This is a genomic window from Curtobacterium sp. S6, assembly GCF_000710345.2.
GTDB lineage: Bacteria > Actinomycetota > Actinomycetes > Actinomycetales > Micrococcaceae > Rothia.
The window spans coordinates 516818-529536 of the sequence record NZ_JHEL01000015.1 but is presented as its reverse complement, the minus strand read 5'-3'; the positions used below and the strand labels follow the sequence as shown (position 1 = coordinate 529536).

The following is a 12719-nucleotide window of genomic DNA, read 5'->3' as shown; positions in this document are numbered from 1 at the left end:
ATTCGCCCTGATCGCCCTGAGGCGACGGTACAGTGAGGAGACCACGCAGCCCATGGCTGCCGAATCATCGTGGAGGAGACCAACCGGTGCTGGTGAAGACCGACGAACACGACGTGCACGTCTACGTGACCGCCCAGCGAAAAGCCGAGGACATTCAACGCGCGCTCCAGCGAAAGGGAGTGCGGGTGGAACACTGCCCGGCTTTGGTCACCACGGAGGTGGACCGCGACGAGGATCTCATTCGTGCCAGTAGGCGGATCGCCACTTCACACCCTGACATCGTGGTCGTGACCACCGGCGTTGGGTTGAGGGGTTGGCTTACCGCGGCCGATCGTCACGAGTTCGGGGTCGAGCTGCGCGAATCGGTGGGGCAGGCCCGGGTGCTGGCCCGCGGGGCCAAGGCCCTCGGCGCGCTCCGGGCGGAGGGCATCCCGGTGGATTGGGTCTCGGAGGAAGAGACCGCCGACGACGTCGCCCGGCACCTGTCCGGGATGGAGCTGACCGGACGCCACGTGGTCGTCCAACATCATGGCACCGGAGCCGACGGTCTCGATGAACTCATCGAATCCCGCGGCGCCGTCGTGGAACCCATCGTGGCCTATAAATCCGTGCCGCCCACCGACCCCGCGCCGCTGAGGCGGAGCATCGAGGCCGCCGCGCAAGGCTCCGGCACCGGGGTCCTCTTTACCTCGGCGGGTGGGGCCGAGCAATGGCTGGCCCACATGAGCGACGCCGAGCTGTCGGCTGTCGGCCGTCGCATCGACGAAAGGGAGACGGCCTTGCTCGCGGTGGGGGACGTGACGGCCCAACCCCTGAAAGAGGCGGGTCTTTCGGTTCGAGTGCCGCCGCGCTTCCGGCTCGGAGCCCTGCTTAAGCTCGCGTCCGCATGGGCCGCCGAGTATTCCTCGCGCGGCCAGGACCGGGGGTAATCAGTGCGCGAAGAACATCGCCACGATCTCGGAGAACTCGGGGAGGCCTTTGCCGAGGCGCTCGGCGAGTACGAGGACTATCTCCGATACGAAAAGGCACGCAGCCCCGAGACGCTTCGGGCCTACACTTCGGATCTCACCGAGCTCTTTCGTTTCGCGCAGTCATCCGGCTTGGGCTCGCCCTGGGAGATTGAGCTCGATCATCTCCGGGAATGGCTCGGCCGCGGATTCGAGCGTCGAGAGGCCCGAACCACGTTGTCGCGCAAGGCCTCGAGCGCTCGGTCGTTCTATGCGTGGGGGCATGGCCGAGGAAAACTCGCCACCAACCCCGCCCTGAGGATCCAGTCCCCTCGGGGCCACCGAAGCCTGCCCAAGGTCCTGAGCTCACAGGACATGGAGAATCTTCTGGGCCTGCTGGAAGAGGACCTGCGGGAAGATCCCGATAACGCCTTGGCATTGCGCACGAACGCGGTCATCGAGCTCCTCTACGGATCCGGGGTCCGCGTGGCGGAGCTGTGCGGCCTCAACCTGTCGGACGTTAATACCGAGCGTCGAACGATCACAGTCACGGGCAAAGGCAATAAGCAAAGAACGATTCCCGTGGGCGCCCCGGCGATCCGCGCGATCGACCGGTGGGTCAGGCACGGACGAATCCAATGGGTCAAGACCGCCGAAAACGCCCTTTTCGTGGGGGTTCGCGGAAAACGGGCGGGCTCCCGGCAAATCCGGGAAGACCTCAACACGGTATTGGATCGCGCGACGAGTTCGGGGGCCACGGGCGCGCATGTTTTCCGGCACACGGCGGCCACCCACATGGTCGACGGCGGGGCCGACATCAGGGCCGTGCAGGAAATGCTGGGCCACTCGACCCTGGCCACCACCCAGATCTATACGCACGTCTCCGTCGAGCGACTATCCAAGACCTATCGTCAGGCACATCCCCGCGCATAGTTCGGCACGGGTTCACGACGGATCCGGATCGGCCCGGTCCATCCCGTGTGGGCCCTTTGCGAGATGAGCTTTATGGGGCAGAATACTAACCATTGAGTCGAGGTTGCTACGCCGATGCTCATCACGCAGATCGTAGGGGAAGACGTATCTGTCGATGACATGGGAGCTATCGTGAACACGACATCAACCCGAGGGGTTTTGCACGTACACGCAACCCCTCAGGCGCTGTGCCCGCACATCCGTTGGGCGCTGGAGTCCGTGGCCGGCCGGTCGGCGGACCTTGAGTGGTACCCGCAGGAGGCCTTGCCGGGCACCGTGAGGACCACCCTGGAATGGCACGGACCGCAGGGGACCGGCGCTCTCCTCGCCTCGGCCCTTCAACGGCTCAGGAACCTCCGTTTCGAGGTGACCGAGGAAGCTAGCCCCGGTGCAGACGCCGGGCGTTGGGCCTATACCCCGGAGCTCGGAATCTTCTACGGCATGACGGATTCCCTCGGCAACACAGTCATCACCGAAGACCGCGTGCGATACGCCTACGAAATGGCCAAGGGCGACCCCGCGGCGCTCCTGGGGCAGTTCTCGCTGGCGTTGGGAGAAGCCTGGGACACCGAGCTGGAGCCCCTGCGGGAAACCACCATCACGCCCAGCAACGTCCGTTTCCTTCACCGCGTCGGTTGATTCCTCTCGGCGCCCGCCGCACACGGACCCGGTGACCCGACCGCAGCGGTGTCGAGCCCTTTGACTCTCCGCGAGAGATTCCGCGCATGGAAAAGCCCCGGTGGCCAAATGGCTCACCGGGGCTTTTCCGCGTCACCCGATACGTCGTTCCTCCAACGACGAGCGTCGGTTCGAGTGCCTAGCTGACGCTTCGGAAAGCTGCCACGGCGTTGTGCCCGCCGAAGCCGAAGGAGTTGGACAGCGCCACGATATCGCCGGACGGCAACTCGCGCGCCGTCGTGACGACGTCGAGGTCGATCTCGGGATCCTTATTTTCCAGATTGACCGTGGACGGGGCCTTGCGATCGCGCACCGACAAGACCGTCATGACGGCCTCGAGAGCGCCCGCGGCGCCCAAGAGGTGACCGGTCATCGACTTGGTCGCAGACACCGCGATGTTGTCCGTGTGATCGCCGAAGGCCACGCGCAACGCAACCGCCTCGGCCGGGTCGCCCACGGGGGTAGAGGTCGCGTGCGCATTGACGTGGACGACGTCGTTGACCGCGATGTCGCCGGCCTCGAGGGCCTCGCGGATGCTGCGTGCGGCACCGGTCCCCTCGGGATCGTTGGCGGTGATGTGATGGGCGTCCGACGAGACCCCGGTTCCCGCGAGCTCCGCGTAGACGGTGGCTCCACGGGCCTTGGCGTGCTCCTCCGATTCCAGGATGAGCGCCGCGGCGCCCTCGCCCATGACGAAACCGTCACGGTCGACATCGTACGGACGCGAAGCCGCCTCGGGATCGTCGTTCCTCTTGGAGAGCGCCTGCATCTTGGCGAAGGAAGCGAGAGTCATGGGATGGATGGCCGACTCCGTCCCGCCGGTGATGACGACGTCGGCCTTTCCGCTACGAATGAGCTCGAGCCCCACGTGGAGGGACTCGGTGCTCGAGGCGCACGCGGAGACGACGGTCTGCGCGGCGGCACGAGCCTTGTGATTCAGCGAGATGGCCGCGGCGGCGCCATTGGGCATCAGCATGGGAACGGTCATGGGCAAAATGCGTCGCGGACCGCGTTCGCGCAGGGTGTCCCAGCTGTTCAGCAAGGTCCACACGCCGCCGATGCCCGTTCCGAAGGAGACGGCTAGCCGTTCGGGATCCAACTCGTCGGCCTGGTCGGCGTCACCTGCGCTGAACCCGGCATCCTTCCAAGCCTCCCGGGCCGCGATGACGGCGAATTGTCCGGACGGATCGAGGCGTTTGGTCTCGACCTTCGAGATGAACTCGGACTCCTCGACAGGTTGGCTGACCCGTCCAGCGATATATACCGGGATGTCGTACTCTGCGACCCAGTCTTCGGTGATGGCCTTGACGCCGGACACACCCTTCAGAGCGTTGTCCCACGTTTCGGAAACGGTGCCACCGATGGGGGAAAACGCACCCAGTCCGGTGACTACTACTTTCTGACTCATCTCACGTCTTTCTTGTCTCCGCCCACATCGATGGGCTGGGTCCGCACCGGACGACCTGTTCGTGGGCGGAAATGAACGGTTGGGGAGAAGTCAGGGCGCGGTACCGGGGGCACCGCGCCCATCACACGACTACTCGGAGGCGTTCGCGATGAAGTCTACGGCGTCGCCGACGGTGGTCAGGTTCTTGACCTCTTCGTCCGGAATGGTCACGCCGAACTTTTCCTCGGCGTTGACGACGATAGTCATCATCGAGATCGAATCGATATCGAGGTCCTCGGTGAAGGACTTCTCGAGCTGAACATCGGCGGTCTCAACGCCGGTCTCTTCGTTGACGATCTCTGCGAGGCCGGAGAGGATCTCGTTCTTATCAGCCATGATGTACTCCTTAATTGTGTGATCACGCACCGGATCAACGATGCGCGCGTTGTCATGCGGTTTCGTGAAAACCGTTGTATCCCGATCGAACGGGCATGAACCATTTCTTACTTTATCGTTTTGACGCCGAACGCGCCGGTAGCTGGGCCTTCTCACACGGGGCAAATTCTAGGACCCGGAGGAATCGTGGCCCTCCACGTCACGGAAGGATGACGACCTGAGCGGCAAAGACCAGCCCCGCACCGAATCCGATCTGCAGGGCGGGCTTTCCCGACAATTCGGGCTGCTCGTCCAGGAGCCGCCGCGTGGCCAGGGGGATGGACGCGGCCGAGGTATTGCCCATCTCGGCGATATCTCGCGCCACCGAGACATGCTCCGGGACCTTGAGGGTCTTGACCATCTGATCGATGATTCGCATATTCGCCTGGTGGGGAATGAAGGCGCCGAGAGCCTCGGCCGAGATTCCCGCGCGGTCGAGCGCCTCCTTGGCAACCTTCGCCATTTCCCAGACGGCCCAGCGAAATACCGAGGGGCCGTCCTGGTACAGGGTCGGCCAGACCTTTTCCTCGGCCTCGACGGGGTTGGCGACCCAATCCCTATTTCGCAGTTCGAGCATGGAATGCGTCATATTGATGGTTTCCCATTTGGAACCGTCGGAACCCCACACGGTGGGGGAGATTCCGGGCTCGTCCGAAGGGCCGACGACGGCCGCACCCGCGCCGTCCCCCAGCAGGAACGATATGGAGCGTTCGCCATTGTCGATAAAGTCCGAGAGCTTTTCGGCCCCAATGACCAAGACGTGCCTGGCCGCCCCGGCCTTGACCAAGGCGTCGGCCTGGGCGATTCCGTAGCAGTAACCGGCGCACGCCGCCGAGATATCGTACGCGGGGGCTGGCGTCGCACCGATCGCATCGGCGAGCTTGGCCGCGAGTGACGGCGTGGCATAGGGATGGGAGACGGTCGAAACCACCACCGCGTCGATCTGTTCGCCGGTCACACCGGCATGTTCCATGCCGTCCTTGGCCGCCTCAAGGGCAAGGTCGAATACCGACGTGTCGGCGTCCGCGCGACGGCGGGTGCTGATTCCGGTGCGTGAGCGAATCCACTCGTCCGACGAGTCGATCCACTGGCAGACGTCGTCATTGGTGACGACCACGTCGGGCCGGGCGGCACCGACTCCGAGGATGCGGGTGTACTTCTCGACGGGAGCCGACTTCAAGGTGACCACGATTATCTCTTTTCCATCGGTTCGAGCTACTTGCCGAACGCGTCTTCCAGTTGCTCGGGTGTATTCAGCGCCGTGCCGGGGACGCCCTTCATGCCGCGCTTCGCGAGGCCGATCAGGGTTCCGGCGGGCGTCAGCTCGACGAGCTGATCCACGCCGGCATCCAGCATGGTCTGCATGCACAGATCCCAACGGACCGGACGGGTCACCTGGTCGACGAGGCTCTGCACGGCGGCCGCACCGGACGTCACGGGCTTGCCGTCCTTATTGGACAGCAGGGTGGTCACGGGCTCGTCCGGGGCCAGGTCGTGGGCGAGTTCCTGAAGTTCGGCGACGGCCGGACGCATGTAGGAGGTGTGGAAGGCACCGGCCACCTTGAGGGGAATGACCCGGGTCTTGGCGGGGGGATTCTCGGCGAATGCCTCGAGATCCGCGATGGCTCCCGCCGCCACGATCTGCCCGCCGCCATTGGCGTTGGCCGCGGTGAGACCCGCGGCGTCGATCGCCGCGCGGACCTCATCCTCGGAGCCGCCGATCACGGCCGACATTCCGGTCGGCTCGGCGGCGGCGGCCTTGGCCATTCCGGACGCGCGGACCTTGATGAAGCGCATGGCATCCTCGGGGGTCAGGACGCCCGAGAGGGCCGCGGCGGTGATCTCACCGACCGAATGACCGGCCCAGAGCACGCGCTCTTCGCGTACCCGCTCGGTCAGCAACTCTCCGGCCACGATTCCCGCGGCCACGATGAGCGGTTGGGCAATCGCGGTGTCCTTGATGGTTTCTTCGTCGGCCTCGGTTCCATAGTGGATCAGGTCGAGGTCGGCGGCCGTGCCGAGGGCCGTGAGACGTTCGGTCACTCCTTCGACCTCGAGCCAGGGAGTGAGAAAACCGGGTTTTTGGGAGCCCTGTCCTGGGCAGAGAATTGCTAACACGCTGTACAGCTTTCCAGAATCGTAGGTTTCAGTCACATTCAAAGACAAAAGGCGCCGCGGCCGAATCGGGAGGATTCGGCCGCGGCGCCTTCACGGCAACTCAGGAGTCGCCGCCGGCATTTCCGCTGGTGCCAGCGTTGACGTCGAGCAGATCGTACTTTTCGATCGCCTGGGACGGAACGTCCTTGTCGACCTCTCCGCGGCGGGCGAGCATTTCGAGCGCGCGCACGACCATGGAGTGGGCATCGATCTTGAAGAACCGGCGTGCGCCCGCACGGGTATCGGAGAAACCGAATCCGTCGGCGCCCAGGCTGGCAAATTCGTTGGGCACGAACTGGCGAATCTGGTCCGGAACCTCCGAGACGAAGTCGGAGGTGGCCACGATCGGGCCGACCGCGCCTTCGAGCTGCTGGGTCACGAAAGGAACGCGGGGTTCGGCATCCGGGTGCAGCATGGACTCGCGCTCGGCGGCCAGGCCGTCGCGTCGCAGTTCGTTCCACGAGGTCACCGACCAGACATCGGCCGAGACGTTCCAGTCCTTGGCGAGGAGCTCCTGGGCCTCGAGGGCCCACGGAACACCGACGCCGGAGGCGAGCAGCTGGGCTCGGGGACCGTCGACCTCGGCGGGCTTGAGCAGGTAAATGCCCTTCAGCAGCCCCTCGACGTCCAGTCCCTCGGGCTCGGCCGGCTGGATGATCGGCTCGTTGTAGACCGTCATGTAGTACATGACGTTGTGGTCCTCGTCGCCGGTCCCGTACATGTGCTCGAGACCGCGCTTGACGATATGGCCGATCTCGTAGCCGTAAGCCGGGTCGTAGTGAATCACGGCGGGGTTCTGCGAGGCCAAGATGGGGGAGTGACCGTCCATGTGCTGGAGGCCCTCGCCCGTCAGGGTCGTGCGGCCGGCCGTGGCGCCCACGATGAAACCGCGGGCCAACTGGTCGGCGGCGGCCCAGAAGGCGTCACCCGTGCGCTGGAAACCGAACATCGAGTAGAAGATGTAGATCGGAATCATCGGCACGCCGTGCGTGGAGTACGAGGATCCGACGGCGGTGAATGCCGCGGTGGCACCGGCCTCATTGATGCCCACGTGCAGGAGCTGGCCCTGGGCCGACTCCTTGTAGGCGAGCATCAGCTCGCGGTCCACCGACAGGTAATTCTGACCGTTCGGGTTGTAGATCTTCTGCGACGGGAAGAACGAATCCATGCCGAAGGTTCGTGCCTCGTCGGGAATGATCGGCACGAGGTGCTGACCAAATTCCTTGTCGCGCATGAGGTCCTTGAGCAAGCGGACGAAGGCCATGGTCGTGGCCGCCATCTGCTTTCCGGAGCCCTTCTTCGCGACCGCGTAGGCCTTATCCGAGGGCAGGACCAGTTCGCGCTGCGAACCGTCGCGGTAGGGCAGGAATCCGCCGAGTTCCTTGCGACGCTCGAGCATGTACTTGATCTCCGGGGCGTCCTTGCCCGGGTGGTAGTACGGCGCTCCGTAGAGATCCTTCTCGAGCTCTTCGTCGGTGATCGGGATGCGCAGGCGATCGCGGAAGATCTTGAGATCCTCCAGGGTCAGCTTCTTCATCTGGTGGGTCGCGTTGCGGCCCTCGAAGTGGCTGCCCAGCCCGTAGCCCTTAATGCCTTGGGCCAGGATGACGGTCGGGCGTCCCTTGGTCTCCATGGCCTGCTTGTACGCGGCGTAGACCTTGCGGTAGTCGTGGGCGCCGCGCTTCAGGGCCCAGATCTCTTCGTCGGACATGTCCGCGACCATTTCCTTGGTCTCGGGGGACTTGCCGAAGAAGTGCTCACGGACGAATCCGCCGGATTCTGCCTTGTAGGTCTGGTAGTCGCCATCGGGGGTCTCGTTCATGATCCGAACGAGCTCGCCGTTCTGGTCCTTTTCGAGCAGGTCGTCCCACTCGCGGCCCCAGAGAACCTTGATGACGTGCCAACCGGCACCGCGGAAGAACGCTTCAAGTTCCTGAACGATCTTGCCGTTGCCGCGAACGGGGCCGTCGAGGCGCTGAAGGTTGCAGTTGACCACGAACGTCAGGTTGTCGAGCTTGTCGTTGGCGGCCAGCTGCAATGCGCCGCGTGACTCCGGCTCGTCCATCTCGCCGTCGCCGAGGAATGCCCACACGTGCTGCTGCGAGGTGTCCTTGATGCCGCGGTTATCCAGGTACTTATTGAACTGGGCCTGATGGATGGCGTTCAGCGGGCCGATGCCCATGGACACGGTCGGGAACTGCCAGAAATTGGGCTGGCATCGGGGGTGCGGGTACGACGGGAGGCCGTTGGCCCCCTTGGTCTTCTCCTGGCGGAAACCGTCGAGCTGGTCTTCCGTGAGGCGACCTTCGAGGTACGCGCGGGCGTAGTTGCCGGGGGAGGAGTGGCCCTGGAAGAAGACCTGGTCTCCTCCGCCGGGGTGATCCTGTCCGCGGAAGAAGTGGTTCATGCCCACTTCGTAGAGCGTCGCCACGCCGGCGAAGCTCGAAATGTGTCCGCCAACGCCGATCTCTGGGCGCTGTGCGCGGTGCACCATGACGGCCGCGTTCCAGCGCATCAGTGCGCGGTAGCGGCGCTCGATCTCTTCGTCACCGGGGAACTCGGGTTCCTGGTCGACGGGGATCGTGTTGACGTAGTCGGTGGTGGTGACGGTGGGGACCTGAATGCTCTTCGCGCCAGCGCGTTGGAGCAGTCGCCGAATGATGAACTGAGCACGTTCGGTGCCCTGAGCTTCAACCAAGGCGTCAAAGGCCTCGATCCATTCGGAGGTCTCTTCATGATCCTGGTCCGACAGGCCCAAGGTGAGGGCGCTGAGGATGTGGTCATTCGTCTCTGAGGGAGCCACGTGGAACCTCTCTTTGTCGATGTGAGGAGAAAGCTCGCACCCCGAGATTGGGGTGAATAGGGCAGGCACAACTCGTCCCACTCTGGGCTTTACCCAACCTATGGTGTCACACCGGCATGGTGATTGATGAACTTTTCCGGTCTCCACCATGGTACTTGCCCCGGCACGCGGGGCGCGTTACCGCCTTCGACCAGTCACCATTCTTCGCCTAAGTGTCAGGAATCACGAGGAATTGGACGCCACTTGATAGAGTGAGTCTCACGCGGTGGCCTCGGGTCAACGCGGCGCTGGCGAGTCGCCGGCGTGGACGACCTCGGGAACGCCCGGGGCAAACCAACATCAGGAGGCAAATACGTGAGCGAGACCAAGACCGCCGGCGATCGTCCGGCTGTCCTGCTTGGTTTCAAGGATGGGGATCTCATCCAAGAGTTCGGCTACGAGGACGATGTCGATTTCGTCCTTCGGGAGGACCTGGAAGACGTCACCGGTTCTGAACTTCTCGACGAAGAAGACCAGGAAGTGGTGGACGCCGTCCTCTTCTGGTGGCGCGAAGGAGACGGAGATCTCGTCGACGCCCTGGTCGATTCCCTCACGACGCTCGACGAAAACGGCGTGGTGTGGGTTCTTACCCCGAAAGCCGGCCGCGACGGCCACGTGCCCCCGGCGGAAATCCAAGAGGCCGCCCCGGTGGCCGGACTGAAGCTCACGACGAGCGCTCAAGCCTCCGAAGACTGGGCGGCCACGCGGCTCGTGACGACGCGATTCTGAGCCTTTCCCCGGCGCTGTGGTGAACTTCACTGGCTGGGGAACCGCCTGAATTGTTGCCGGACTTTCCGTTGCATGTACTGTAATCAATCAGATCGGGTGCTGGCTGCTGAATAAGTGGCCCACTCGGTTGTCAAGGGTCTTTAGCTCAGCTGGTAGAGCGCCACGTTTACACCGTGGATGTCATCGGTTCGATCCCGGTAGGACCCACCATTGTTGTCCGCCCTCTGCGATCGTCGGCGAAATCTTGAGGTTCTGTGTCCGAGGTGCCCGCGCGACGGCGTAACCTGGAGTGCATGGCAGTTGATAGCACTTCTCCCCAGAATCCCGCGGAAAACGTTGGCAAGGCCCAGATCGGTGTGACCGGTTTGGCCGTGATGGGCGCAAATTTGGCCCGCAACTTGGCTCGGAACGGGTACACCGTTGCCCTCCACAACCGGACGTCGGCAAAGACCGATGACCTCCTGGCCAAGCACGGCGGTGACGGAAACTTCGTTCGGACCGAAACGTTGAAGGAGCTGGTCTCGTCCCTCGAGCGGCCGCGACGCATCCTCATCATGGTCAAGGCCGGCGCGCCCGTCGACTCGGTGATCGAGTCCCTGATTCCGCTCCTCGACAAGGACGACATCATCATCGATGGTGGCAACTCGTACTTCAAGGACACCATCCGCCGTGAGAAGGAATGCGCCGAGCACGGCCTGCATTTTGTCGGTGTGGGAGTCTCGGGCGGCGAGGAGGGGGCCCTCAACGGCCCGTCGATCATGCCCGGCGGCTCGAAGCAGTCTTACCAGTCCCTCGGCCCCATGTTGGAAAAGATCTCCGCCAAGGCGGACGACGGCGCTCCCTGCTGCGCCTGGATCGACACCGATGGCGCCGGCCACTTCGTCAAGATGGTCCACAACGGCATCGAGTACGCGGACATGCAGGTCATCGGTGAGGCCTACGACCTCCTGCGTTCCGTAGCGGGCCTCGAGCCCCAGGAACAGGCCGAAGTCTTCAAGAAGTGGAATGAGACCGATCTCAATTCCTACCTGATCGAGATCACCTCCGAGGTGCTCTCTCAGGTGGACCAGAAAACCGGCAAGCCACTGGTGGACGTCGTCGTCGATCAGGCCGGTCAGAAGGGCACCGGCCGGTGGACCGTTCAGTCGGCCCTAGACCTCGGCTCGCCGGTCTCCGGGATCGCCGAGTCGGTCTTCGCCCGGGCGCTGTCCTCCTCCAATACCCAGGCCCGCGAGGAAGCCCAGGACAAGCTGTCTGCGGGTCTCATCGCCTCGACGGGCGTGGCGCAGGGCGACCCGGAGTTCATCGAGGACGTTCGCAAGGCGCTGTACGCGTCGAAGCTCGTCTCCTACGCCCAGGGGCTCGACATGCTGTCCTCCGCAGGCGAGGAATTCGGGTGGGACCTGAAGCTCGACACCATCGCCTCCCTGTGGCGCAACGGTTGCATCATCCGCGCCGAACTCCTCGGTGAAATCATGGCGGCCTACAAGGGCGAGAACGCTCCCGTGAACATGCTGCTGGCCCCCGGGTTCGTGAAGATCCTGGAAGACCTCCTCCCGTCGTGGCGTCGCGTGGTCTCTAAGGCGACGGCTCTCGGCGTGCCGGTGCCTGTCTTCGCTTCGTCGCTGTCGTACTACGACGGTCTTCGCCGGAAGCGCCTTCCCGCGGCCCTAATCCAGGGGCAGCGTGACTTCTTCGGCGCGCACACCTATCAGCGGGTCGATGAGCCCGGAACCTTCCACACGCTGTGGTCCGAGGACCGGTCGGAAATCCAGACGGACTAAGACCGGCCGCCGGCCACGGCGACGCCGGTGACATACACACATGCCGGTGCCCCTCGCGATCGCGAGGGGCACCGGCATGTGTGATTTTTCGTGGGCCTAGATCCACATGGCCGGATCGATGTAGGTCACCGGGTCGACCAAGGGGGCTTTCTTCTCCGGGGTCCGTGGCCGAGCCTCGGCCGGAATGCCGGTGACGATCGAGTCGGCCGGTGCGTCATGGACCACCACGGCATTGGCGCCCACCGCCGAATCATCGCCGATCGTGATCGGCCCCAAAACCTTGGCGCCCGCGCCGACCGTGACGCGGTGGCCCAGCGTCGGATGCCTCTTGACCCGTTCCAGCGAGCGCCCGCCGAGCGTGACCCCGTGGTAGAGCATGACGTCGTCGCCGATTTCGGTGGTTTCGCCGATGACGATCCCCATTCCGTGATCGATGAAAAACCGCCGACCGATGGTCGCCCCGGGGTGAATCTCGACGCCTGTGAGCCACCGGGTGACCTGTGACAGGGTCCGCGCGATGGTTCGGTATCGATCCTGCTGCCACAATCGGTGCGTGAAGCGATGCATCCAAATCGCGTGGAGACCCGAATAATTGAGGATGATCTCGAGATTCCCGCGGGCGGCTGGGTCGTGGGTGCGGGCGGTGGTCAGGTCTTCCCGGAGGCGGCTGGAGAAACTCACTGTCGTGGTCGCTTTCGAAGAACGGGCATGGAATCGCGGGCAAATGCGTGATCGCGGAGGATCAGCAGGGGTCGCGGAGGTTCTGAAGGGGTCCAACCGCGGGGCCG

At 64.1% G+C, this 12719-nt stretch carries 11 protein-coding genes and 1 tRNA gene; 6 read left to right on the top strand and 6 right to left on the bottom strand.

All coding sequences use genetic code 11. From position 1 onward, the window contains the following. The first annotated feature begins 86 nt into the window (after nt 1–86). The 3 genes from CURSPS6_RS04625 to CURSPS6_RS04615 all read left to right on the top strand — a co-directional run bounded on the left by CURSPS6_RS04625 (nt 87) and on the right by CURSPS6_RS04615 (nt 2558). Nucleotides 87–929, top strand: coding sequence for a uroporphyrinogen-III synthase (locus CURSPS6_RS04625; protein ID WP_051687632.1), 843 nt, complete (start codon nt 87–89; stop codon nt 927–929). 3 nt (nt 930–932) lie between these two features. Next, nucleotides 933–1880, top strand: coding sequence for a tyrosine recombinase XerC (locus CURSPS6_RS04620; protein ID WP_030014472.1), 948 nt, complete (start codon nt 933–935; stop codon nt 1878–1880). Nucleotides 1881–2051: 171 nt separating this feature from the next. Continuing rightward, nucleotides 2052–2558 (top strand): DUF3145 family protein, encoded by a 507-nt coding sequence (locus tag CURSPS6_RS04615; protein ID WP_030014470.1) that lies wholly within the window; start codon nt 2052–2054, stop codon nt 2556–2558. A 178-nt stretch (nt 2559–2736) separates the two neighbouring features. On the opposite strand, the gene fabF is transcribed toward CURSPS6_RS04615, so the two are convergent. The 5 genes from fabF to aceE all read right to left on the bottom strand — a co-directional run bounded on the left by fabF (nt 2737) and on the right by aceE (nt 9379). Next, nucleotides 2737–4005, bottom strand: coding sequence for a beta-ketoacyl-ACP synthase II (fabF, locus tag CURSPS6_RS04610; protein ID WP_030014469.1), 1269 nt, complete (start codon nt 4003–4005; stop codon nt 2737–2739). A gap of 129 nt (nt 4006–4134) precedes the next feature. Then, nucleotides 4135–4380 carry an acyl carrier protein gene (locus CURSPS6_RS04605; protein ID WP_030014467.1) on the bottom strand — a complete coding sequence of 82 codons (246 nt, stop codon included), beginning with the start codon at nt 4378–4380 and terminating at the stop codon, nt 4135–4137. 199 nt (nt 4381–4579) lie between these two features. Beyond that, the gene (locus tag CURSPS6_RS04600; RefSeq protein WP_030014466.1) at nt 4580–5614 is read right to left on the bottom strand and encodes a beta-ketoacyl-ACP synthase III; all 1035 of its coding nucleotides are present in this window, start codon (nt 5612–5614) and stop codon (nt 4580–4582) included. Between the two features lie 20 nt (nt 5615–5634). Then, on the bottom strand, nt 5635–6537 hold the full coding sequence (locus CURSPS6_RS04595; RefSeq protein WP_030014465.1) for an ACP S-malonyltransferase: 903 nt from the start codon (nt 6535–6537) through the stop codon (nt 5635–5637). 100 nt (nt 6538–6637) lie between these two features. Continuing rightward, nucleotides 6638–9379: a pyruvate dehydrogenase (acetyl-transferring), homodimeric type gene (aceE, locus tag CURSPS6_RS04590; RefSeq protein ID WP_030014463.1), complete on the bottom strand. Its 2742-nt coding sequence runs from the start codon at nt 9377–9379 to the stop codon at nt 6638–6640. Between the two features lie 354 nt (nt 9380–9733). On the opposite strand from aceE, the gene CURSPS6_RS04585 reads away from it, so the two are divergent. From CURSPS6_RS04585 to gndA, 3 genes are all read left to right on the top strand, one after another. Beyond that, nucleotides 9734–10147: a DUF3052 domain-containing protein gene (locus tag CURSPS6_RS04585; RefSeq protein ID WP_030014462.1), complete on the top strand. Its 414-nt coding sequence runs from the start codon at nt 9734–9736 to the stop codon at nt 10145–10147. Between the two features lie 134 nt (nt 10148–10281). After that, nucleotides 10282–10357: transfer RNA gene (locus CURSPS6_RS04580), tRNA-Val, on the top strand. Between the two features lie 83 nt (nt 10358–10440). After that, a complete protein-coding gene (gene gndA, locus CURSPS6_RS04575) occupies nt 10441–11931 on the top strand; it encodes an NADP-dependent phosphogluconate dehydrogenase (protein ID WP_051687631.1) in 1491 nt (496 codons plus the stop codon). A 96-nt stretch (nt 11932–12027) separates the two neighbouring features. Here gndA and epsC read toward each other — a convergent pair whose 3' ends face one another. Beyond that, nucleotides 12028–12612 carry a serine O-acetyltransferase EpsC gene (gene epsC / locus CURSPS6_RS04570; RefSeq protein WP_030014458.1) on the bottom strand — a complete coding sequence of 195 codons (585 nt, stop codon included), beginning with the start codon at nt 12610–12612 and terminating at the stop codon, nt 12028–12030. Between the last annotated feature and the right edge of the window lie 107 nt (nt 12613–12719).